We start from the raw sequence: 24606 nt of genomic DNA on the forward strand, positions 1-24606 counted from the left end.
TTACCATTGTTTGAGATTTTTCGTAAAGGATTATCGCAAACTTTACACATGTTCCTGACATAATCATGTCCGTCTTCTGTCCAAAGTGCAAAAAATCCTCCCCGGCCGAAGCCGAGAAGGATTTGATTAAGGAATAAAGATTAATACAAGCTGAAGTTTAACTCCAAAGCTTTCTGTATATTATTTCGTTTCGATTTCCTCGTTCGAAGGAACAACTACGTCTTTTTTCGTAACAGACAGTGCACCGTTCTCTTCGTCGATGAGCAATGAATCCCCTTTGGTTACGTTACCTGTGAGCAACTCTTCGGACAATTTGTCCTCGATATGCTTCTGGATCGCCCGACGAAGCGGACGCGCACCGTAAGCTGGATCAAAGCCTGACTTCGCAAGGAAAGACTTGGCATTATCAGTGAGTTCGAAATCGACCTCATGTTCGAGCAGTCGTTTACGAAGTTCTTCACTCATAAGCGTAACAATTTCAGCGATGTGTTTTTCTTCGAGTGAGTGGAACACGATAATTTCATCAATCCGGTTAAGGAACTCTGGACGGAAGCTTTTCTTCAGCTCATCCATCACTTTCCCCTTCATGTTGTCATAATCTGCTCCTGCATCTACAACTGCAGTGAAGCCCAGTGTTGAGTTACGTTTGATCGCTTCGGCACCCACGTTGGATGTTAGAATGATCAGCGTATTGCGGAAGTCAACGACGCGACCTTTGGAATCGGTCAGTCGACCATCCTCAAGCACTTGTAACAAGATATTGAATACTTCTGGATGTGCTTTCTCGATTTCATCGAGAAGGACTACGGAATATGGCTTGCGACGAACTTTCTCTGTCAGCTGGCCACCTTCTTCGTACCCAACATATCCTGGAGGCGCTCCGACAAGTCGGGAAGTCGAGTGCTTCTCACCATACTCGGACATATCAATCCGGATTACTGCATTTTCATCGCCGAACATCGCTTCAGCCAGAGCACGAGCAAGTTCTGTTTTACCTACCCCTGTAGGGCCGAGGAAAATGAATGAACCCATCGGACGTTTTGGATCTTTAAGTCCCGCACGAGCACGACGAACCGCACGGCTGACAGACTTCACTGCTTCATCCTGACCGATGACACGTTCATGTAGAATAGACTCCAGATTCATCAGACGCTGTGTCTCTTCTTCTTTCAGTTGATTCACAGGGATTCCAGTCCAGCTGGCTACCACTTGTGCGATATCCTCAGGAGTAACCTCGGAATCGGTGCGACCTTGTTTCTCTTTCCACTGGTTCTTCGTTACATCCAGCTCTTCACGGATTTTTTGTTCCGTATCACGCAGAGCTGCTGCTTTTTCGAACTCCTGACTTTGAACTGCAGCGTCTTTTTCCTTACGGATATCTTCCAGACGGCTTTCCAGTTGTTTCAGGTTTGGTGGGATCGTGTAAGAGTTCAATCTTACTTTGGAACCTGCTTCATCAATCAGGTCAATCGCTTTGTCTGGCAAGAAACGGTCCGTGATGTAACGATCAGACAGTTTAACCGCCTGCACAATGGCTTCGTCCGTAATTTTCACGCGGTGATGCGCCTCATAACGGTCACGCAAGCCGTGCAAGATTTGAATCGCTTCTTCCGGAGAGGGCTGATCTACAGTAATCGGTTGGAAACGACGCTCAAGCGCTGCATCCTTCTCGATGTATTTACGATATTCATCCAGTGTTGTCGCACCGATACATTGCAATTCTCCACGGGCCAGAGCCGGTTTCAAAATGTTAGAAGCATCGATGGCACCTTCAGCTCCGCCTGCGCCAATCAAGGTATGCAATTCGTCGATAAACAGGACAATGTTACCTGCTTGGCGAATCTCATCCATGATTTTTTTCAGACGATCTTCGAACTCACCACGATATTTGGTTCCAGCGACTACAGAACCCATATCCAGGGTCATTACACGTTTGTCGCGTAATGTTTCCGGAATTTCATTTGCAATGATTTTTTGTGCAAGGCCTTCAGCAATCGCTGTTTTACCTACACCTGGCTCACCGATCAATACCGGGTTGTTCTTGGTACGACGGCTGAGCACCTGGATGACACGTTCAATTTCTTTGCTACGTCCAATGACTGGGTCCAGGTTGTTCTCTTTGGCATACGCCGTTAGATCACGCGCCAGACTGTCCAGTGTTGGTGTGCTGACATTGGCAGGTGTTCCATTATGACTGGATACAGCTTCACTGCTGCCAAGCAACTGCAGCACTTGTTGACGTGCTTTGTTCAGGCTGATCCCCAGGTTATTGAGCACACGTGCTGCAACACCCTCGCCTTCACGAATCAATCCGAGCAGGATATGCTCTGTGCCTACATAAGTGTGGCCCAATTTACGAGCTTCATCCATAGACAGTTCAATTACTTTTTTCGCACGTGGCGTATATGCAATGTTGGTAGGTTGCTCTTGGCCACGGCCAATCAGCGTTTCTACTTCATCCTGAATTTTTTCCAATCCGAGTCCCAGGCCGATCAGTGCTTTGGCTGCGATGCCTTCGCCTTCACGAATGAGGCCGAGCAAAATATGCTCAGTACCGATGTTATTATGACCGAGACGGACAGCTTCTTCCTGCGCGAGTGCGAGCACCTTTTGGGCCCGTTCCGTAAATCTTCCAAACATCATATCTCCTGCACCTCCATGGTTTTGGATAAAACGAGGTCATGTAATGAAATAACCGTCGTATTCTTCATATCATTTTTGTTTGCAGCCGTGCTGCGAATAAAGTCATTTGGCATTTGTAGATGCCTTATTATATAAAAGCCGCAATGCGGCATGAAACCTTAATTCAATACAATATCAGGCTAAACTAGGACTGCTTCGCTGCCTTGATCGTATCACGAATCAACTGAGCACGGTAGATGTCACGCTCATCTGTGCGCATATCTTCCCCGAACGTTTTCTGCAAGAATCCCGGCTGTGTCATCACATTCAACTCATTCATTACCGTAATGGACAGTCCATCCAACAAACCGAGATCCACGCCAAGGCGTACATCCGATAAGCGCTGTGCAGCTTCCTTGGAATCAACAATAGCTGCATGAGACAATATGCCGTAAGAGCGCATGACACGATCCGTAATCCGAAGTCTGGAGTCGGTAATTAACCGTTCTCTGGCTGTACGCTCATGACCTATCATCTGTAATACAACACCATGCAGGTTCTCGATGACTTCCTGTTCGGTCTGTCCCAATGTAATCTGGTTCGAGATCTGGAACAGGTTACCCATCGCCTCGCTACCTTCACCGTATATTCCTCTTACCGTCAATCCCACTTGGGAAACTGCGGTTAGAATACGGCCAATCTGTTGTGTCATCACCAGGGCAGGCAAGTGCATCATAACCGATGCTCTGACACCTGTACCTACATTGGTAGGACAGCTGGTTAAGTATCCTCTGCGATCATCAAAAGCATAGTCCACGTGCGCTTCAAAAGCATCATCTATTGCGGAAGCTTTCTCCCAGGCTTCTTTCACCTGGAACCCCGGATAGAGGCACTGGATACGAAGATGATCCTCTTCGTTAATCATAATACTGACCGACTCATCCTCACTGAGAATAACCGCACCATTCCTGGATTCATTCGCAAGACTTGGACTGATGAGATGTTTCTCCACCAGCACCCGTTTGTCGAGTTCGTCAATATCGATCAGATCCAACGTATGAAAATCCCCAAAGGCATGAACGTCATCGTATTGAAGTACTTCGCTCAGCTTATTCAGCACCTCTTCCGATTGCTCATTGGAAGCCAGCATCGGAAACGGAACATGCTGAAGGTTGCGTGCAATCCGGACACGGCTGCTAATGACAATTTCGGAATCAGCCGCATCACTGCGCATCCAGTCGCTGAGCGCCTTCTCTGTAAAGCGCAGATTAGGCATTACGCATCCCTCCTACTCATGACAAACTTTACTCCTGAGCTATTCCTTTTTCAAGTCCTCTGATCTGGTCACGGATCTGAGCCGCCTCTTCAAATTCCTCTTGTGCGATGCTCTCTTGGAGCTCACGCTTCAGATCAGCAATTTGCCGTTTCACCTTGATGCGACCACCAGCTCGTGCAGGCACTTTTCCTACATGGGACGTATTACCATGAACCCGCTTGAACAAAGGATCCAGACGACTGTCAAAATATTTATAACATGAACTGCAGCCGAACCGGCCTATCTTACTAAATTGTGCGTACGTCATACCACACTCTTCACATTGAAGAGCTTTTGCAGGTGGTGTTCCTGCCGATCCACTTTTGCCGGCTGGATCAAAATCAAGCAATCCGGACAACAAGTTGTGAATGGAAAACCCACCTGCTGTTCCAGGGATCATTTCCCCTTTTTCACGGGCACATGACTCACAAATATGGAATTCCGTCTTCTCTCCATTTACGATCTTCGTAAAATGAAGTGTCGCCGGACGTTTATTGCATTCTTGGCACAGCATATTGATGTACCTCCTTTGACCCCGATAGTTTTCATTTACCGAGCAAAGATATTAACATCGCCTTCAACATTCTGGCACGAATTTGATCCCGGTAAGGAAGTTTGACCAATATAACCTCTCTAGATACAGCAGCTCGCATCAACCCGGCTTCCCGCTTGCTCAAGAAGCGCGCTTCTTCCAATTGATAGATCAGACCTTCGGCAGCTGTCTGCCCGATCTCTTCACCAATACTATGGTGCAAATGATTATGCAGAGCTGATTGGGCCGGTAATTCAATGCGCTGTATGCGAACATAACCACCACCGCCGCGTTTACTCTCTACCAGGTATCCCTTCTCGAGTGTAAAACGTGTGCTGATGACATAATTGATCTGGGAAGGTACACATGAGAATTGATCTGCCAGATCATTACGCTGAATTTCAACCATTCCTTCGGGACTTTCATGCAAAATACTCTTCAGATATCGTTCGATAATATCAGAGATATTACGCATCCAATCATCCTCCACTGTCTGAAACGTTAAGTCAATAAGGACCCACACGCCCCCACAGAGTACACCTTCTCTACCCATTTAACCAATCAGGGAAACAGCGAATCTTGCTTCCACAGGTGTCAATAGGAGAGCGAAGGAAGCACGAAGGTCCTTTAATATTCCCTTGATCCTCCGATGAAGTGAATCCCGTATATTGGCGATCATGCATCAGATTGTAGAAAGAAAGCTACTTAAGTATTAAACCTTTAGTTGACTTTGACTTTCTTTGACTTTATAACCATTATAGCATATTTTGTGGTTTTGCCAAGTGGGGTCACTATTCATTTTTTACGATTTTACACGAAATATTCCCCGGACACAAAAAAACCTCTCCAAAATTGCTGGAGAAGTCCATTTGTCTTTCAATCACGCCGTATTTCTATATAAGCTAATCAGGTTAAATGGAGCAGTGGGAATAGTCATCAGAAGAAATCGAGCAAATAGGTTTCCCGTTCAGGAATCGCTTGTTCCAAAGCCTTGATTGCTGTGTTCGGTCCGTGAATTCTTCCGATTCGCGCCATTTCCGTTGGTCTGCGATATCCCATCAGGACCGCGGTAAGGGATTGAATATCCACCTTAATGATCTGATCATCAGTAATTGGCTCCGATGTTTTCCATATGGACGCTGTCCCGTTCATTGCCACGTTTAATTGCCATACCCCTTCATTCCATGGAGCGTGGGCATCTTCTACCTGAAGAACAATCTGCACCGGTGAGTCCTGGCTTGCAAATGGATACTGGGATATAAACTGCTCTACACTAACGATACGCGCCATAAAATAAGGTACAATCTCCTGCTGAATCCGTGGGTTATCCAATTGGAAGGCAAGCGTATCACTGGCAGGCGCCTGCAACGTTACTTCCTGGATCATGGAATCATGGTTGGCAATGAAGGTCCACAGCCCTTGCCTCGCCTCTTCATTCAGATAGATGATCTCTTTAATGGTAAATTTATTTTCCTTAACCTCATATAAAAGATAACCTTGTGCTGCATCAGCTTCATCGTAATATACAGCCTTCTGGCTGGTCCCATTAACAAGAACTGAATTCTCCCACCTTGCATCATCCCGAACCAGAGTTCCGTTATAACGCTCAGCATAAGCACTGTATACTTCCTTTAATATGCTTAGGCCCGGATCCCCACGCCGAATTGTTCCAGGTGTCGCTTTTTTCGAAGGCAAATGAGCTGTAGGTACTTTATAACGTTTAAATTCAACATAAGTCTCCCATCCATACTTTCGATAGAAACCAAAGGAGAATGGATGCAAGAATGATATACTTTGTTTGTTACGATTCATTTCTTCCAACGCATGCTTCAGCAGACCCGCTACCCAGCCTTTACGTCTATACTCTGGCCAGGTGGCTACACCCGCAATACCGCCCATCTCGAACGATCTGCCATGAATATAGGTTTGAAAAGGAATGATGTGAAGTTTGGCTCCTAGCTGCCCGCCCTCATATACACCCCATATATCCTGTGACGAAAATTGACTCCGCCGTTTTTCTTTCTGTTCTTCACTCATTACTACTTGAAAAGCATATTCGGAGAGTGCCATCGCTGGTTCAAAATCATCTACCGTCAATTTCTGAATTTCCATGTTCTCCTACACCCCATTCGCTAGAGTTGTTATCAATCCCAATCATAGCCTGATATCTGATATATGTACCCCTTAGAGTGTGTCAGAGGATTCTTACAAAGTCAAATAAGAGATACTTTCGCATCCCCTTAAATAAACAAATAAAAACCACCACCGAATAACATCGGCAGTGGTTCTTCGCTTGGCGGCGTCCTACTCTCCCAGGACCCTGCGGTCCAAGTACCATCGGCGCTAGAGGGCTTAACGGTCGTGTTCGGGATGGGTACGTGTGGAACCCCTCCGCCATCGCCACCAAACGCGAGTTATCGAAGCATAGCTTCTTAAAATCAGATATGGAACTGAAAATTATACACACATTCTGTGATGTACCAATTTTCATTTCAGAGGTCATTCTCTGAAAACTAGATTCGAAACGAAACACGCGAATTATCACTTGCTATTGGATAAGCCCTCGACCGATTAGTACTGGTCAGCTCCATGCATTGCTGCACTTCCACCCCCAGCCTATCTACCTCGTCGTCTTCAAGGGGTCTTACATACTGGGAAATCTCATCTTGAGGGGGGCTTCACGCTTAGATGCTTTCAGCGTTTATCCCGTCCGTACATAGCTACCCAGCGGTGCTCCTGGCGGAACAACTGGTACACCAGCGGTACGTCCATCCCGGTCCTCTCGTACTAAGGACAGCTCCTCTCAAATTTCCTACGCCCACGACAGATAGGGACCGAACTGTCTCACGACGTTCTGAACCCAGCTCGCGTACCGCTTTAATGGGCGAACAGCCCAACCCTTGGGACCTACTTCAGCCCCAGGATGCGATGAGCCGACATCGAGGTGCCAAACCTCCCCGTCGATGTGGACTCTTGGGGGAGATAAGCCTGTTATCCCCAGGGTAGCTTTTATCCGTTGAGCGATGGCCCTTCCATGCGGTACCACCGGATCACTAAGCCCGACTTTCGTCCCTGCTCGACTTGTAGGTCTCGCAGTCAAGCTCCCTTATGCCTTTGCACTCTTCGAATGATTTCCAACCATTCTGAGGGAACCTTTGGGCGCCTCCGTTACTCTTTAGGAGGCGACCGCCCCAGTCAAACTGCCCACCTGACACTGTCCCCGCACCGGATTACGGTACCAGGTTAGAACCTAGATACGATCAGGGTGGTATCCCAACGTTGCCTCCACACAAGCTGGCGCTCATGCTTCAAAGGCTCCCACCTATCCTGTACAGATCGTACCCAAATTCAATATCAAGCTGCAGTAAAGCTCCATGGGGTCTTTCCGTCTTGTCGCGGGTAACCTGCATCTTCACAGGTATTAAAATTTCACCGGATCTCTCGTTGAGACAGCGCCCAAGTCGTTACGCCATTCGTGCGGGTCAGAATTTACCTGACAAGGAATTTCGCTACCTTAGGACCGTTATAGTTACGGCCGCCGTTTACTGGGGCTTCGGTTCACAGCTTCGGGATTACTCCCTAACCACTCCCCTTAACCTTCCAGCACCGGGCAGGCGTCAGCCCGTATACTTCGCCTTACGGCTTCGCACAGACCTGTGTTTTTGCTAAACAGTCGCTTGGGCCTTTTCACTGCGGCCCCCTCGTGCTATTCACACTACCGGGGCACCCCTTCTCCCGAAGTTACGGGGTCATTTTGCCGAGTTCCTTAACGAGAGTTCTTCCGCGCGCCTTAGAATACTCTTCTCGCCTACCTGTGTCGGTTTGCGGTACGGGCACCATCACCTGGCTAGAGGCTTTTCTTGGCAGTGTGAGATCATGACCTTCGCTACTATAATTTTCGCTCCCCATCACAGCTCAGCCTTACAATGTGCGGATTTGCCTACACATCAGCCTTACTGCTTAGACGGACATCCATCAGTCCGCGTCACTACCCTACTGCGTCCCCCCATTGCTCATAACGGCTTACGGTGGTACAGGAATTTCGACCTGTTGTCCTTCGACTACGCCTTTCGGCCTCGCCTTAGGTCCCGACTTACCCTGAGCGGACGAGCCTTCCTCAGGAACCCTTAGGCTTTCGGCGGATCAGATTCTCACTGATCTTTTCGTTACTCATACCGGCATTCTCACTTGTATAATGTCCAGCGCTCCTTACGGTACACCTTCAACCCTTATACAACGCTCCCCTACCCCTGATGCAAAGCATCAAGCCATAGCTTCGGTGGTGTGTTTAGCCCCGTTACATTTTCGGCGCAGAGTCACTCGACCAGTGAGCTATTACGCACTCTTTCAATGGTGGCTGCTTCTAAGCCAACATCCTGGTTGTCTGTGCAACTCCACATCCTTTCCCACTTAACACACACTTGGGGACCTTAGCTGATGGTCTGGGCTGTTTCCCTTTTGACAATGGATCTTAGCACTCACTGTCTGACTCCCGGAAGTAAGTCTATGGCATTCGGAGTTTGACTGAGCTTGGTAACCCTTGCGGGCCCCGCACCCAATCAGTGCTCTACCTCCACGACTCTGTTTTCCGAGGCTAGCCCTAAAGCTATTTCGGGGAGAACCAGCTATCTCCGAGTTCGATTGGAATTTCTCCGCTACCCCCACCTCATCCCCGCATTTTTCAACATGCGTGGGTTCGGGCCTCCAGTGCGTGTTACCGCACCTTCACCCTGGACAGGGGTAGATCACCCGGTTTCGGGTCTACGTCCACGTACTACATCGCCCTATTCAGACTCGCTTTCGCTGCGGCTCCGGCTCTTCACCTTAACCTTGCACGGGAACGTAACTCGCCGGTTCATTCTACAAAAGGCACGCCATCACCCCTAAAACGGGCTCTGACTTTTTGTAAGCACACGGTTTCAGGTTCTATTTCACTCCCCTTCCGGGGTGCTTTTCACCTTTCCCTCACGGTACTGCTTCACTATCGGTCGCTAGGAAGTATTTAGCCTTGGCAGATGGTCCTGCCGGATTCATACGGGGTTTCACGTGCCCCGCACTACTCGGGATCCGTCTCGGAGGGAACAGACTTTCAACTACAGGGCTTTTACCTTCTTTGGCGGGCCTTTCCAGACCTCTTCGCTTAACCGGTTCCTTTGTAACTCCATGTGAGACGTCCCACAACCCCAAAGAGCAAGCTCTCTGGTTTGGGCTTCTCCGCGTTCGCTCGCCGCTACTGACGGAATCACTATTGTTTTCTCTTCCTCAGGGTACTTAGATGTTTCAGTTCCCCTGGTATGCCTCTACATAACCTATGTATTCAGTTATGAGTAACTGGAAATTACCCCAGCTGGGTTTCCCCATTCGGACACCCCCGGATCAAAGCTTGCTTACAGCTCCCCGAGGCAGTTTCGTTGTTCGCCACGTCCTTCATCGGCTCCTAGCGCCTAGGCATCCTCCGTGTGCTCTTAGTAGCTTAACCATTTTGTTCCGGTTTCGACGCTCGCTTCCCTTGTTTTGCTTGCGCAAAGCCAAAAGTCGCTCTCACCCGATACCATCACAAAAGCAATTTAACTACCTTTATACACTTCACTTGTTTGCACAAGTTTAGCTTAAAGGAATGTTCTAATTCGCGTTTGTTTCGTTTCGATATCTAGTTTTCAAAGAACAAGCCAAATAGATGAAATTGTTTGGTGGAGCCAAGCGGGATCGAACCGCTGACCTCCTGCTTGCAAGGCAGGCGCTCTCCCAGCTGAGCTATGGCCCCTCAAATTCCATCAAAACTGAACAAATGGATAAGTAACTGTGTTGCTTTTGCAGGTTCTATGAACCTGCATATTTGAATGTTTCCGTTGCAGGAAACGATTCTCCATAGAAAGGAGGTGATCCAGCCGCACCTTCCGATACGGCTACCTTGTTACGACTTCACCCCAATCATCTATCCCACCTTCGGCGGCTGGCTCCTTGCGGTTACCCCACCGACTTCGGGTGTTATAAACTCTCGTGGTGTGACGGGCGGTGTGTACAAGACCCGGGAACGTATTCACCGCGGCATGCTGATCCGCGATTACTAGCAATTCCGACTTCATGCAGGCGAGTTGCAGCCTGCAATCCGAACTGAGACCGGCTTTGTTGGGATTGGCTCCATCTCGCGATTTCGCAGCCCGTTGTACCGGCCATTGTAGTACGTGTGTAGCCCAGGTCATAAGGGGCATGATGATTTGACGTCATCCCCACCTTCCTCCGGTTTGTCACCGGCAGTCTATCTAGAGTGCCCACCCGAAGTGCTGGCAACTAAATATAAGGGTTGCGCTCGTTGCGGGACTTAACCCAACATCTCACGACACGAGCTGACGACAACCATGCACCACCTGTCTCCTCTGTCCCGAAGGAAAGGTACATCTCTGTACCGGTCAGAGGGATGTCAAGACCTGGTAAGGTTCTTCGCGTTGCTTCGAATTAAACCACATACTCCACTGCTTGTGCGGGTCCCCGTCAATTCCTTTGAGTTTCAGTCTTGCGACCGTACTCCCCAGGCGGAGTGCTTAATGTGTTAACTTCGGCACCAAGGGTATCGAAACCCCTAACACCTAGCACTCATCGTTTACGGCGTGGACTACCAGGGTATCTAATCCTGTTTGCTCCCCACGCTTTCGCGCCTCAGCGTCAGTTACAGCCCAGAGAGTCGCCTTCGCCACTGGTGTTCCTCCACATATCTACGCATTTCACCGCTACACGTGGAATTCCACTCTCCTCTTCTGCACTCAAGTCACCCAGTTTCCAGTGCGATCCGGGGTTGAGCCCCGGGATTAAACACCAGACTTAAATGACCGCCTGCGCGCGCTTTACGCCCAATAATTCCGGACAACGCTTGCCCCCTACGTATTACCGCGGCTGCTGGCACGTAGTTAGCCGGGGCTTTCTTCTCAGGTACCGTCACCTTGAGAGCAGTTACTCTCCCAAGCGTTCTTCCCTGGCAACAGAGCTTTACGATCCGAAAACCTTCATCACTCACGCGGCATTGCTCCGTCAGGCTTTCGCCCATTGCGGAAGATTCCCTACTGCTGCCTCCCGTAGGAGTCTGGGCCGTGTCTCAGTCCCAGTGTGGCCGATCACCCTCTCAGGTCGGCTACGCATCGTCGCCTTGGTGAGCCGTTACCTCACCAACTAGCTAATGCGCCGCAGGCCCATCCCCAAGTGACAGATTGCTCCGTCTTTCCAGTTTCCTTCAGGCGAAGAAAACAACTATTCGGTATTAGCTACCGTTTCCGGTAGTTGTCCCAAACTTGAGGGCAGGTTGCCTACGTGTTACTCACCCGTCCGCCGCTAAGTATCAAGGAAGCAAGCTTCCTATCAACTCCGCTCGACTTGCATGTATTAGGCATGCCGCCAGCGTTCGTCCTGAGCCAGGATCAAACTCTCCAATAAAGTATTGAAAAGAGCGATAAGCTCATTTTGAATCTGACGATTCATTGTGAATCAAAAGTTACTATCCATTTGTTCAGTTTTCAAGGAACTTGTATGTCCGTTTATGTTGATGTTTGTCAACCGGACAGGAATCTTATCATATCATGTTAACTAACTTACTGTCAATACTTTGTTTTCGTCATCTTTCAAATGATTATGACAATCATTCGTTTGAAGCGACAAGAAATAATATATCACGTAGTGATTTAATTAGCAAGCTTTTTTAATCGACCTTTTGATATCATGATATCTTCATCTACGGTGTCTTGCATCCAACCTGTATTCGACAGATTAGCACATTCTCTGAACCCAAGATGGGATAACGATCCCTGCCCTTCTGTTCGTTTGAAGAAAGTGATCCAAAAACTCTATAATAAGGTATATAGATATAGATATAGAGATAAGGCTAAGCAGTCAAGTGTACTACTTTCATAAGTAGCCTATGAACAATCGTATATCCATCTTGCATTGCACCTTTACACAGATCACGCACTCCATTCACAGCTAGCTATTACATATCAAAGTTCTGAATAAACTCATTACTAACCTATATGGGGTGATCGCACTTGAAACAATGGTTGAAGAACAGACGCAAAGGTTACGGCAAAAAGTTAGTTTCCATCCATGCTTGGAATGCCTGGATTGTTGTGATCCTTGCTGTAACAGGTCTTATGCTGGTAGGCGGCTTTTGGCGCGAGATACTCGGAATTGGACGTGTCTGGTTAAAATGGCTACATATCATCGTTGGGCTAGCTATGCTGGCACCCGTAGTATACTACTTGATTTTGGCCGGAAAGCACTGGAAACAGCTTCGAAATAGGCCATGGCAAAGGGTGAACACCATCTTTGTTCTTGCGCTGCTGGTAGGCTGGCTACTCTCGGGTATTGTATTATGGCAGTTCAAGCTGGCTGGACCTCGATGGTCGAATGCTGCACTTTTGATCCATGACCTGCTGACTTGGGTGGGCTTACCTTATATTATCTATCACTCCATCACTCGGACCAAATGGTTAAAGGATCCTGCACGTCGTGCGGTTAAAACCACTACAACTTCAACACGAACTCAACATACAGCTGATCCATCTGATTCAATATCGGATGAAAAAGAAACTCCGGCTGCTATATCTTCTTCCCAGTTTGATCGCAGTTCCGAGAGAGATCCCCTCAAATCAGAGGAGCGACCTCAACCGTTGTATACACGACGAGCTTTCATCCGTTCTGCTGTGGGGGTTGGTCTCGCCGTGACTCTTGGTCCTACTTTTATATCCTGGGTAGGACGAAATCTCAAGATCGATAATAGTATTGATAGCATGCTGGAGAACGATCCTAACCGTATGGTTCCTCTGCCACAACCGCTATCTGCTTCTTCACCTCCCATTGGAGGCGGAGCTGAAGGTCATTTCCGCGTATATACCGTTACGCCTATACCATCCTTCTCCAATGCTAACTGGTCTTTCCGAATCGATGGACTGGTTGAGCGAGCACAGGTATGGAACTGGGAACAATTCGTGAAGATGGCGCGTACCGTACAGGTTAGTGATTTCCACTGTGTAACGGGCTGGTCTGTATATAAAAATACCTGGGAAGGCATTTCTCTTGCACAGCTTTTGAAACAAGCCGGGGTCAAACCGGAAGCTCATAGTGTAAAGTTTTATTCCGGTGATGGTGTGTATACAGATGCGATTACGATGGATCAAGCACAAATGGAAGATATTATGGTCGCTGTCATGCATGATGGCAAACCTATCCCTGCTGATCTTGGCGGTCCGGTACGACTCGTCATTCCTCAGATGTATGCCTATAAATCAGTAAAATGGTTAAATCGCATTGAACTCATCGACAGCGAACATATCGGTTACTGGGAAGAGCGAGGATATGACAAGGATGCATGGCTTACAGGCGCATCTCAACGCATTCCTAACAATTTAAGCGGTTCATGATCAGATAAGATTGGTGAGCGTTCATCATAGTAGCAAATAATTCAATAAACAGCAAAAGCCCCCGATCACATATTCGTGTCTTCGGGGGCTTTCTTATATGAACTCTTTTGTTAATTCATCCTTTAACCCTGTGGGTTCAAAAGACGTACAAGTTCGTCCTCATCCTCAATCGTTGGAATACCGAGATCATGAGCTTTGGTTAGTTTACTACCTGCCTTCTCTCCGGCAATAACCAAATCTGTCTTTTTCGACACACTGCCGGTTACCTTCGCTCCGAGCGCTTCCAGTCTTTGCGTTGCCTCTTCCCGCGTCAATTGGTGCAGCGTTCCGGTCAAGACGACCGTTTTACCACTGAAGAAGGAATCTTCCACAACAGCAACGGCTGGTGCCTCAGGTGCCTGAGCTTTTACACCCAAGTTGAGCATTTTCTCAATCGCAGCCTGTGTAAAAGGATCTGCAAAAAAGTTTACGATGCTCTCAGCCACGATACCACCCACGTCGGGTAGTTCAACCAGTTCTTCCACGGTTGCATTCATAATGGCGTGCAGATCTCGATAATGATCAGCGAGCATGCGCGTTGTCGATTTACCTGTATTCGGAATACCCAGTGAGTATAAGAAGGAAGCCAAGTCTCTATCTTTACTAAGCTCAAGCGCAGCGATAAGGTTGTTCGCTTTCTTTTCCCCAAACCGCTCCAGCTTCACCAGATCATCAAACTGTAACGTATACAGGTCGGCAGGCTCACGCACGTTCAAATCATCATACAGCTGAATCGCCGTTTTCTCACTGAACGTCTCGATGTCCATGGCATCACGGGAAGCAAAATGGGAAATACGTGCTACCGTTTGCGGTTTACATGCCAGTCTGTTGTTACAGAACAGATGCGCTCCGCGTTGCTCCAGTGGGAATCCACATGCAGGACACTGCTCAGGGAAGACGATCTCCTCACCATCACTCTCCTCCGTCACTTTACCCAGAATCTCAGGAATGACGTCGTTGGAGCGGCGAATAAAGACCCTTGCGCCCAGAGCAAACTTCAGATTTTTGCGCTCAATATCGCCGACATTGTTCAAAGTACAGTTCTGTACCGTTACCCCGGCAAGTTCAACCGGTTCTACGCGTGCCAACGGAGTTACTTTGCCAGTACGACCCACATTCCATACCACAGCGTTAAGAACTGTCGTGGTCTCTTCTGCTTCGAATTTATATGCTACCGCCCAGCGAGGGAACTTATCGGTATAACCCAGTACCTCGCGGGTGCGCATGTCCGTAATTTTGATAACAGCTCCATCGATCAGATAGTCTAGCTGCCCTCGGTTCTCCTGAATCGCGGCTAGTTGCTCCATTACATCATCAAACTCATGGAAATAAGTAATCGATGGATTCACTTTGAAGCGGTTCTCACGCAGGAAGTCCATCATCTGCTGATGATTGGCAAACTGAATATCATCCGAATAACCTACATTATAAAAATAAGCATTCAGCCTACGCTCAGCCGTCGCCTTCGGATTCAGGTTGCGGAGCGCTCCCGCTGCTGCATTACGCGCATTCTTGAGTGGTTCTGCCGCTGTCTCATTGTATCGGTCCAAGACAGACAGATTCATGATACCTTCACCCTGTACTTCAATCGTACCGCTTGTGTAAGGAATTTTGAGCGGAACGGATCGGATCGTTCTTACCTGTGCCAAAATACCTTCACCTACGGTACCGTTCCCTCGTGTAGAGGCTTGCACCAACTCACCGTTGGTGTATGTCAGGTTCAACGTCAATCCGTCAAATTTCAACTCAATGACATAACCTGGTTCCGGTAAAGGCGTATCGGGATTTTTACCGTTATAGTCATTAATCAGTTTCAGTACACGGGTATTCCAGCTCCGAAGCTGCTCAATATTCTGTGCTTTGTCCAGACTCCATAAGGAGGATAAGTGGCGATGCGGGGTAAACCCCTTTAGCAGTTCGCCACCCACACGCTGTGTTGGAGAATCAGGCAGAACCATGCCGCTTTCCTGTTCCAGCGTAACCAGTTCATCGTACAGAAGGTCATACTCCTTATCGCTGATCTGTGGCTGATCCATCGTGTAGTACTGATAATTATGCTGATTCAGCTCGGTAACGAGTTGCTCCATCCGGTGCATTGGGTCCATACAGGGCCATCCCTCCGTTAATTTGATCATATATGTAGAACGAACACTCCTATTGCACCTGGACTCCAATGACAGGAAAACTTTCCGTTCGCTGGTCACTACATAAATTCAATGAATGAATATCCACACTGACACTCCGATAACAGAATAACTTTCCGATCGCTGTTATCCCCAGATTTCTTTTAATTCATTTTAAAAGGTAGAAATCCGGGGATAAAGGCGAACGCTTTGCTTCTTCAAGTTATTTCTGTTCTCTCCGTTACCGTGCCGATATTACATTGAACTTATATAAATTTCTAGTCATATCAATCAAGGTTAGAAATCCCGTGACAAAAACGAGGAAGATGCTTAAGAAGCAGTTTTCCTTAGGAAAGTTATTTCTGTTCTCTCTGTTATCGTGCAAAAGGAAGTTTCGTTCAAAAATTATTCTACTTTGGTAATTGGGGCAAAACCGGCAAGCAGACGTTTCACACCCACCGGAGCCGGGAAGGCAATCTGCAGTTCGGTATCATTACCTGTCCCTTTGACCGCAACAATGGTGCCTGTCCCCCATTTACCATGCTGCACTTTATCTCCTGCCTTGAACCCTGCTTCACCATTAGAAGCTACCGGCTTGGAAGCAGATGATGGCGTAGAGTATGTTGGGCGGGAAGTACTTGTGGTCACACGCGAAGTTGGCGTGGAAGAGGTAGCAGATGAACCGCTCTTGCTTTGGTGATCAAAGAGCTTGGTGCCACCACCGAAGTTACTTCCTCCACTAGAACCTAGTCCACGTCCACCATATGAGCCGCCTCCGCTACTTCCACGACGGTAACGATCACGAGCCATGGAGGTGTCTTCCTTCAGCTCATCCGGAATTTCATCCAAGAAGCGGGAAGGTGGGTTCGCTGTGGTACGTCCAAACAACGTCCGCATCTGTGCACAGGACAGGAACAGTTGCTCTTCCGCACGGGTGATCCCTACATAAGCAAGTCGGCGTTCTTCTTCCAGTTCTTCATTGTCCATAAAGGCACGGCTATGCGGGAAAACTCCTTCCTCCATACCCACGATAAAGACAACCGGGAACTCCAGACCTTTGGCGCTGTGCATGGTCATCAGGGTAACCGCGTCGCTCTGATCCTCTTCATCATCGTTCATGCTGTCGATGTCAGCAATCAATGCAAGATCGGTGAGGAACGACACGAGCGTTTTGTCTTCATTATTTTTCTCAAATTCCATCGTTACCGACAGGAACTCTTCAATGTTCTCCAGCCGTGCACGGGATTCGAGTGTGTTTTCATTTTGCATCTCAAGACGGTATTGGCTCATCTCAAGAATCTTCTCGGTCAGTTCAGTTACAGACAGATACTCTACCATCTGATGCAACGCAGCGATCATGTCATAGAACTCCACCAGCGCATTCCGCGTACGACCAGCAAAACCAAGATCATCTACGACCTGAAGTACACGGAAAATAGAAATTCCACGCTCTCCTGCCGCAGCCGCAAGCTTCGCTACCGTTGTATCACCAATGCTACGTTTCGGTACATTAATGATCCGGGTAAGACTGATATCATCGTCGGGGTTGGATAACAGGCGCAGATACGCCAGAATGTCCTTGATCTCTTTACGATCATAGAACTTGATGCCGCCGACAATCTGATACGGAATATCAGACTTGATCAGAATTTCCTCTATAACCCGGGACTGGGCATTGGTACGGTACAAAATAGCATGGTTCTGATAGGATTTGCCGTTCTTCACATTTTTACTAATCTCGGAGGTAACAAAATACCCCTCATCATGTTCGGAATCCGCACGGTACACCTTGATTTTCGAACCACCCTCTTTGTCCGTCCACAGTTTCTTCGGTTTACGCCCTGTATTCAGGCCGATCACTTCATTCGCTGCATTCAGGATATTGGAAGTTGAACGATAGTTCTGCTCCAGCAAAATCGTACTTGCTTCAGGGTAATCTTTCTCAAAGTTCAGGATATTGCTGATATCCGCCCCACGCCAGCGATAGATCGACTGGTCACTATCCCCTACAACGCAGATGTGATGGTGACTGTCAGCGAGCATGCGGCACAGCATGTACTGTGCACGGTTCGTATCCTGATACTCGTCCACGTGAATGTATTGGAATTTCTTTTGGTAAAAGTCGAGGACTTCCGGCACTTCTTTGAACAGTTGAATGGTCTGCATAATGAGATCGTCGAAATCAAGTGAGTTGTTGGCTCTTAACTTTTTCTGATACATCTTATATATCTTCGCTACAATACCCTCGAAATAATCTCCTGCCTGCTTCTCATATTGCTCCGGACTAATCAGTTCATTCTTCGCCGTGCTCATCATGGATTGAACTGCTTTGGGCTCGAATTTCTTGGTATCGATATTCTGATCTTTCATACAGCTACGAATTACAGATAATTGGTCCGATGAGTCCAAAATACTGAAGTTGGAGGTAAAGCCAATACGTTCAATATCACGGCGCAGAATACGCACACACATGGAGTGGAATGTGGATACCCAAATGTCGCGGCCCTGGGAGCCACCAACGAGTTGGGATACACGGTCTTGCATCTCACGAGCGGCTTTGTTCGTAAATGTAATCGCTAAAATGCCCCACGGGGGTGCCTTCCGTGTTGCAATAAGGTAGGCAATCCGGTGTGTCAGCACCCGGGTCTTGCCCGAGCCCGCTCCGGCCATAATCAGCAGCGGGCCATCCGTCGCCTCGACGGCTTGCCGTTGAGGGGTGTTAAGTCGTGCAACGGCATCATGTATATTTACAGGTTGCATGCATGCATGCTCCTTTCGTTGGTTGGTCTATAAAGCAAAATTAATAGGTTACACTCACCACTCCGATGACAGAATAATCCTTCGATCGCTGTTATTCCCGGATTTTTTTATCTATTTTTTCAAAGGTGAAAATCCGGTAATAAAGGCGAACGCTCCGCTTCTCCAGCTTATTTCTGTCCTCTACGTTCTCGTGTAAAATTTAGTTCAGCTTATATTTAAGGGTAGTGAAATCACAAGAGAGAACACTTCATTTCTGTGTAAACCTAACTCTTGTATACGAATCGCTTAATTAGTAAGGGCAAAGTTCTATTTTAACAGATCATAAGGGGAAAATGGGGGAATGGTAAACTAAACCGATTAAATGGTTCCTTTTACAGCCAACACCGTCTCAAGTGCCTTATTCAAATCGCTGTACACAATGTTACCTACCACGACAGTATCTGCCACCTGAGCAGCTCGCGTGGCTTTCTCCGGATCATCAATTCCACCGCCGTAGATGAGGTGTGCCCGCTCCAATTGTCTGTGTGTTTCACTAACAAGCTCCATATCTCCGAACGTTCCGCTGTACTCCATGTATACAATTGGAAGATTGAGCAGACGCTCCGCAGCCTGGGCGTATGCCACCGCAGCTCCTGTCGTCAGATCCGTATCTGCACCAGTCAACCGAGCTACCGTGGAGTTTGCATTCAGGACGATATAACCTTCGGCAATCAGTAGATCCCAAGGGATAAGATAACCGTAACGCTCTATGGCTTGCTGGTGGTGCCCAATCATCCATTTGCTGTCCGTTGCATTTAGGACCATCGGGATCAGATATCCATCAAAGCCGGGAACAACAGCCTCCAGGTCGGATACTTCAAGCACACATGGCAACTCATAACGACGCACACGGGACATCAGGTCTACCGTGTTATCATAGGTAATTCCGGAAGATCCGCCGACGATAATTGCATCGGTCCCCGACATGCAGACCAGATCAAGTTCTTCGTCCGTAATCTCCCGGTCCGGGTCAAGCTTAAATACATGTCTCCACTGCTTAATCATGTCTATCAACGAACATTCCTCCAGAGGTTCTTCTGCATCCTAGAAAGCTTGTAAACTAAGTCTAAGTCAGCAGACAGTGAGTGTCAATGTTCGTATAAAAAGGGGAACAGAAAAACATGAATTTTTACGGTTTCCAGGCAAAACGTGTATTCATCTCATCCAGTTCCTGCTCCGTCAGCACGTCCGAGTAGACCCCATACACGCCCCATTTCTCATAGTTAGCCACCTGTTCAGTGTCATTGATGGTATGCACGTAGGTGACTGAGCCTGCACTATTCAGCTTGGCCACGAAATTCTGGTTTACTTTATATTCCGGCATAGTCACGGCATCAATATCATTCTTTTGCACAAAATCAACAACCTGAGCTTCTGTATCCTGTGTGGCATATAACGTATAGATAATGGAAGGGAATGCATAGACTTCTTTTACCGTTTCAAGCATCGGTTCGTTATAGATCTGTACAACCACCCGATCCAGCACGGATGGATCATGTTCTTTGGCTGCATCCACCAGGGACTGTAACACCTGCTGAATGTCCTCGTCCTTTTGTTCCTTGGTGTCGGTTACGATATACATATCCGGGTACTCAGCCAGTACATCTATAATGCAGTCGGCATCCATAGGCTGGTACATACCCAAAATAGGCGTATTCATGAACTCATCATGTGTCAGCGCCCCGGCCTGTTTATCCTCCGAAAGTTCTTCGTCTTGTCCTAGCATTTTGCTCATATTCGCGGTCCATTCATGTCTGGCTACGGCTTTGCGATCCGATGTTAACATAAAGTCGATCTCAAATACACGTGTGCCTTTCTCGTAATTGGCAATCATCGCTTCATAGGCGTTGGTATATGGTTGATCACGAATGCTGCCCATCGCATGGGCGATTAATCTATAAGCGGTAAATCCGTCCCGTTGTTCCTCACTCTCGCTTTCATAGGCGAAAAAGAGTGTGCCCACGGTAACGATCAGTAGTATTAACACGGCGGCAATGCGTTTCATATAGCATTCACATCCTCAGTACCTTTTTGTTAGCTAACTACCCGAATTGATGAGGTGTAAAACAAAACAGCCGCCCGGAGGCGGCTGTTAAATGGTGGGTGCAGTTTGGGAATAAAGCACGGACCTCCACATACTCAGTCCTTTTGCTGTACACTCAACTCTTTCAAAAACGCAATCAGCGCCTCACGCCAAGGTCTCAGAGGTTCCAGACCGTTCGTTCGAATCGCCAGATGATCCATCACCGAGTATGCAGGACGGGGGGCTGGACGCGGAAACTGATCGCTTGTGCATGGCATAAGTTCGGCTGTCGGCTCGAACCCACTCTGCTTACCGGCCTCCTCTCTTATTGCCTGTGCAAACTCGTACCATGTGCAAGTTCCTGAATTGGAAGCATGATAGATACCATATTTTTCACTCGTAGAAAGAGTATGAATGAATCGGGCAAGATCCACGGTATAGGTAGGTGAACCTTGTTGGTCATGAACAACCTGCAGTTGAGGACGCTTCTCCATAAGTGCCAGCATGGTTTTGACAAAATTACTGCCATATATGCCAAACACCCATGATGTTCGAATGATAAACCATTGCGCACACAAACTTTGAACCAGTCGTTCCCCCGCAAGCTTGGACTTACCATACACACTCTGGGGATTGGTTACATCGTACTCTCGGTAAGGTGTACTCCCGCTCCCATCAAATACATAATCGGTACTGATATATACCAGTTTTGCTTTCACTATCTCGGCGGCAACCGCGATATTTCTAGTACCTGATGCATTGATTGCGTATGCTGTATCTTCATCTACCTCGGCCCGATCGACTGCCGTGTAAGCGGCGCAGTGAATAATGATGTGAGGTCGGAACGTTGTAATCATATCTGTGCACTGCTGTTGATCGGTAATATCCATCTGGTTTTTGTCACAGGCCAGTACTTGATGCCCCTCTGCTTGGAAGGTCTTCACCACATCATAACCCAGCTGTCCCGCCGAGCCAGTCACCATAACTCTATAGTTCATTGGGACGAATCACCCATCCGCTTACCGTACTGAAGCTGGACATAATCCTGATACGCGCCTGATTGAATTCTCGTCCACCAGTCTTGATGCTTCAGATACCACTGGATTGTCTCTCTGATCCCTGTCTCAAAGTTATATGCAGGTTGCCAACCGAGCTCTGTACGTATTTTGGTTGGATCTATACCGTATCGTCGATCATGTCCCAAGCGGTCCTGTACATGTTTGATCAAACTCGCTGGTTTGCCCAGTTGCTCCAAAACAGTCTGCACAATATACATATTAGTACGTTCGTTATTACCGCCAATGTTATATACCTCCCCCGATTGTCCATTGTGAATCACAAGATCAATCGCGCTACAGTGATCCTCGACATAAAGCCAGTCACGAATATTGAGCCCGTCACCATATACTGGAATGGCCTCATCATTCAATGCACGGGATATAATCAGCGGAATCAGTTTCTCCGGGAATTGAAAAGGTCCATAGTTATTAGAGCAGCGTGTAATATTTACAGGAAGTCCAAAGGTTTCATGATAGGCTCTTACGAGCAAATCCCCGCCAGCTTTACTAGCAGAGTAAGGACTGTTTGGCATCAAAGGTGTATCTTCAGTAAATAAACCTGTTGCACCTAGTGACCCATACACCTCATCCGTCGATACCTGAACAAATTTGGTAACTTGATACTTCTTTGCCGCATCCAGCAGTACCTGAGTACCCATCACATTGGTACGCACAAAGATATCCGGGGAAAGAATACTGCGATCCACATGAGATTCAGCAGCGAAATTCACAACCACATCGATGCCTTGGGAAAAAATAGCTTCCATCTGCTGTACATCTGCAATATCTGCTTTGATGAATGTATATTGAGGATTCGACTCTACCGTATGCAAATTCTCCAAATTCCCTGCATACGTTAATGCATCCACATTGATAATTTCATAACTCGGATGTTCACGAAGCATATATAGTACAAAGTTGCTGCCGATAAATCCGGCCCCACCCGTAACCAGTAGTTTCATGCTGTCTCTCTCCCTCTGCCTCCAGATATAAAGTATCTGAAAAGTCTGTTTAATTAGTCGAAGTTCAGTTCGGCATCTTTCAGTAAAGGATGCTTCTGGTCCTTCTCCGATAATATAGGTTTCGTCACAGGCCAATCAATGGCGAGCGCCGGATCGTTCCATAGAATTCCACGGTCATGTTCAGGCGAATAATAGGCGTCTACCTTATAAGTTACCTGGGAATGAGGCACCAAGGTGCAGAATCCATGAGCAAATCCCTGAGGAACAAGCAGTTGCCGCTGGTTGTACTCACTTAGAATGACACTTTTCCATTGTCCAAAGGTTGGGGAAGATTTCCGCACATCCACAATCACATCATATATAGCCCCAGATATAACCCTCACCAGTTTAGTCTGTGCTTTGGGATGAAGCTGATAATGAAGCCCACGCAGAACTCCTGCTTCAGCTGACAAGGATTGATTGTCCTGAATAAAGACGTGTTGTATTCCCTGTTCATGCAGAACCTGCTCATTATAACTCTCCATAAAATATCCACGGTGATCACCATATACCTTGGGTTCCAATATGGCTGCGCCATCCATAAACAGCGGAATTACCTTCAATGATATCCCTCCGTTTTGCTGTTGACATCATTTCTTCATATTGACTATGTATATGTAAAGTGGCGGGTATGTGTTTGTTCATTGGCCTGTATAACCCTCATATTTACTCTTCCATAAAATAAATTAAAGCCCAGCCGCGATATCATTCTTCGGCTGGACTTCAAGGGTATGCGGTAAACCATTTATTGATCTTTTACGACCTGTTCCAAATACTTTAAGAGATCTTTCCGTAGATCCGGGCGCTGCAATGCGTAGTGAATCGATGTCTCAATAAAGCCCAACTTCTCGCCAACATCATGACGCAGTCCGTCAAAATGATATGCGAGAATCTGCCGCTGTTCATTCAATCGGGACAAGGCATCCGTAAGTTGAATTTCTCCCCCTACACCAGCAGATTGTTGACCTAGTATCTCAAAGATATCCGGTGTAAGAATATAACGTCCCATAATAGCCAGGTTGGAGGGAGAGTCTTCGGTCTTTGGTTTCTCAATTAAGCGGCGGGCGCGAAAGACACGATCATCGGTAGGGGTCAGCAACTCTCCGTCCACTATCCCATAGCGGGATACCTCGGACCAATCAACAGGCTGTACACCAACAACCGGAGATTGCAGTTCATCGTAGACATCGATCATCTGCCTCAGGCAGGGATGTTCCGCTTCCACAATATCGTCCCCTAACAGGACAGCAAAAGGCTCGTTGCCGATAAACTTGCGGGCGCACCAGATCGCGTGACCAAGTCCCTTCGGTTCCTTTTGACGGATATAATGGATATCTGCCATCTCGGAGGGTTTGCGTACTTCGTTAAGCAAGTCCCACTTCTGTTTTTCCGCCAGATTCTGCTCCAGCTCAAAAGAATAATCGAAGTGATCTTCAATGGCCCGCTTCCCTTTACCTGTCACAATAATGATATCTTCAATGCCTGAAGCTACGGCTTCTTCAATAATGTACTGGATCGTTGGCTTGTCCACGATGGGCAGCATTTCCTTAGGCATCGCCTTGGTGGCAGGCAGAAACCGGGTACCCAGCCCTGCGGCTGGAATAATCGCTTTGCGAATACGCACACGAACCCACTCCTTTTGCTAGATACATATTTTCATATATTTAATGCTTCTGAGTGCTACGATGTT

The 24606-nt window shown here is 47.5% G+C and carries 14 protein-coding genes, 1 tRNA gene and 3 rRNA genes; 1 reads left to right on the top strand and 17 read right to left on the bottom strand.

What is annotated here, in order from left to right; translation table 11 throughout:
• Nucleotides 1–180 precede the first annotated feature (180 nt).
• From clpC to MKY92_RS27160, 9 genes are all read right to left on the bottom strand, one after another.
• Nucleotides 181–2643 carry an ATP-dependent protease ATP-binding subunit ClpC gene (gene clpC / locus MKY92_RS27120; RefSeq protein ID WP_339298248.1) on the bottom strand — a complete coding sequence of 821 codons (2463 nt, stop codon included), beginning with the start codon at nucleotides 2641–2643 and terminating at the stop codon, nucleotides 181–183.
• Nucleotides 2644–2827: 184 nt separating this feature from the next.
• Nucleotides 2828–3898: a protein arginine kinase gene (locus tag MKY92_RS27125; RefSeq protein ID WP_339298249.1), complete on the bottom strand. Its 1071-nt coding sequence runs from the start codon at nucleotides 3896–3898 to the stop codon at nucleotides 2828–2830.
• Between the two features lie 28 nt (nucleotides 3899–3926).
• Nucleotides 3927–4451: a UvrB/UvrC motif-containing protein gene (locus MKY92_RS27130; RefSeq protein WP_036607138.1), complete on the bottom strand. Its 525-nt coding sequence runs from the start codon at nucleotides 4449–4451 to the stop codon at nucleotides 3927–3929.
• A 31-nt stretch (nucleotides 4452–4482) separates the two neighbouring features.
• Nucleotides 4483–4944: a CtsR family transcriptional regulator gene (locus MKY92_RS27135; RefSeq protein WP_036607135.1), complete on the bottom strand. Its 462-nt coding sequence runs from the start codon at nucleotides 4942–4944 to the stop codon at nucleotides 4483–4485.
• 461 nt (nucleotides 4945–5405) lie between these two features.
• Nucleotides 5406–6581: a GNAT family N-acetyltransferase gene (locus tag MKY92_RS27140; RefSeq protein WP_339298250.1), complete on the bottom strand. Its 1176-nt coding sequence runs from the start codon at nucleotides 6579–6581 to the stop codon at nucleotides 5406–5408.
• A 179-nt stretch (nucleotides 6582–6760) separates the two neighbouring features.
• A 5S ribosomal RNA gene (gene rrf, locus MKY92_RS27145) occupies nucleotides 6761–6877 on the bottom strand.
• Between the two features lie 143 nt (nucleotides 6878–7020).
• A 23S ribosomal RNA gene (locus MKY92_RS27150) occupies nucleotides 7021–9948 on the bottom strand.
• Between the two features lie 209 nt (nucleotides 9949–10157).
• A tRNA-Ala gene (locus tag MKY92_RS27155) sits at nucleotides 10158–10233 on the bottom strand.
• A gap of 108 nt (nucleotides 10234–10341) precedes the next feature.
• A 16S ribosomal RNA gene (locus MKY92_RS27160) occupies nucleotides 10342–11894 on the bottom strand.
• The 16S, 23S and 5S rRNA genes sit together here with 1 tRNA gene alongside, the layout of an rRNA operon.
• A 605-nt stretch (nucleotides 11895–12499) precedes the next feature.
• On the opposite strand from MKY92_RS27160, the gene MKY92_RS27165 reads away from it, so the two are divergent.
• Entirely contained in the window at nucleotides 12500–13873 is a 1374-nt protein-coding gene (locus MKY92_RS27165; protein ID WP_339298251.1) for a molybdopterin-dependent oxidoreductase, read from the top strand.
• Between the two features lie 122 nt (nucleotides 13874–13995).
• On the opposite strand, the gene ligA is transcribed toward MKY92_RS27165, so the two are convergent.
• The 8 genes from ligA to galU form a co-directional block, all read right to left on the bottom strand.
• The gene (ligA, locus tag MKY92_RS27170) at nucleotides 13996–16017 is read right to left on the bottom strand and encodes an NAD-dependent DNA ligase LigA (RefSeq protein WP_339301922.1); all 2022 of its coding nucleotides are present in this window, start codon (nucleotides 16015–16017) and stop codon (nucleotides 13996–13998) included.
• Between the two features lie 423 nt (nucleotides 16018–16440).
• The gene (gene pcrA, locus MKY92_RS27175; RefSeq protein ID WP_339298252.1) at nucleotides 16441–18795 is read right to left on the bottom strand and encodes a DNA helicase PcrA; all 2355 of its coding nucleotides are present in this window, start codon (nucleotides 18793–18795) and stop codon (nucleotides 16441–16443) included.
• A gap of 357 nt (nucleotides 18796–19152) precedes the next feature.
• Complete coding sequence (locus MKY92_RS27180) at nucleotides 19153–19848, bottom strand: heptaprenylglyceryl phosphate synthase (protein ID WP_339298253.1); 696 nt, start codon at nucleotides 19846–19848, stop codon at nucleotides 19153–19155.
• A gap of 115 nt (nucleotides 19849–19963) precedes the next feature.
• Nucleotides 19964–20839 carry a phosphatidylinositol-specific phospholipase C/glycerophosphodiester phosphodiesterase family protein gene (locus MKY92_RS27185; protein WP_339298254.1) on the bottom strand — a complete coding sequence of 292 codons (876 nt, stop codon included), beginning with the start codon at nucleotides 20837–20839 and terminating at the stop codon, nucleotides 19964–19966.
• Between the two features lie 134 nt (nucleotides 20840–20973).
• Nucleotides 20974–21855, bottom strand: a complete 882-nt coding sequence (gene rfbD, locus MKY92_RS27190; protein ID WP_339298255.1) for a dTDP-4-dehydrorhamnose reductase — start codon at nucleotides 21853–21855, stop codon at nucleotides 20974–20976.
• Nucleotides 21852–22877 (bottom strand): dTDP-glucose 4,6-dehydratase, encoded by a 1026-nt coding sequence (gene rfbB, locus MKY92_RS27195; protein ID WP_339298256.1) that lies wholly within the window; start codon nucleotides 22875–22877, stop codon nucleotides 21852–21854. The genes rfbD and rfbB overlap by 4 nt, the downstream gene beginning before the upstream one ends.
• 53 nt (nucleotides 22878–22930) lie before the next feature.
• On the bottom strand, nucleotides 22931–23479 hold the full coding sequence (gene rfbC, locus MKY92_RS27200) for a dTDP-4-dehydrorhamnose 3,5-epimerase (RefSeq protein WP_339298257.1): 549 nt from the start codon (nucleotides 23477–23479) through the stop codon (nucleotides 22931–22933).
• 182 nt (nucleotides 23480–23661) lie between these two features.
• Nucleotides 23662–24540 carry a UTP--glucose-1-phosphate uridylyltransferase GalU gene (gene galU / locus MKY92_RS27205; protein ID WP_339298258.1) on the bottom strand — a complete coding sequence of 293 codons (879 nt, stop codon included), beginning with the start codon at nucleotides 24538–24540 and terminating at the stop codon, nucleotides 23662–23664.
• Between the last annotated feature and the right edge of the window lie 66 nt (nucleotides 24541–24606).

Origin of the sequence: Paenibacillus sp. FSL R5-0623 (genome assembly GCF_037974265.1) — a bacterium.
Lineage (GTDB): Bacteria > Bacillota > Bacilli > Paenibacillales > Paenibacillaceae > Paenibacillus.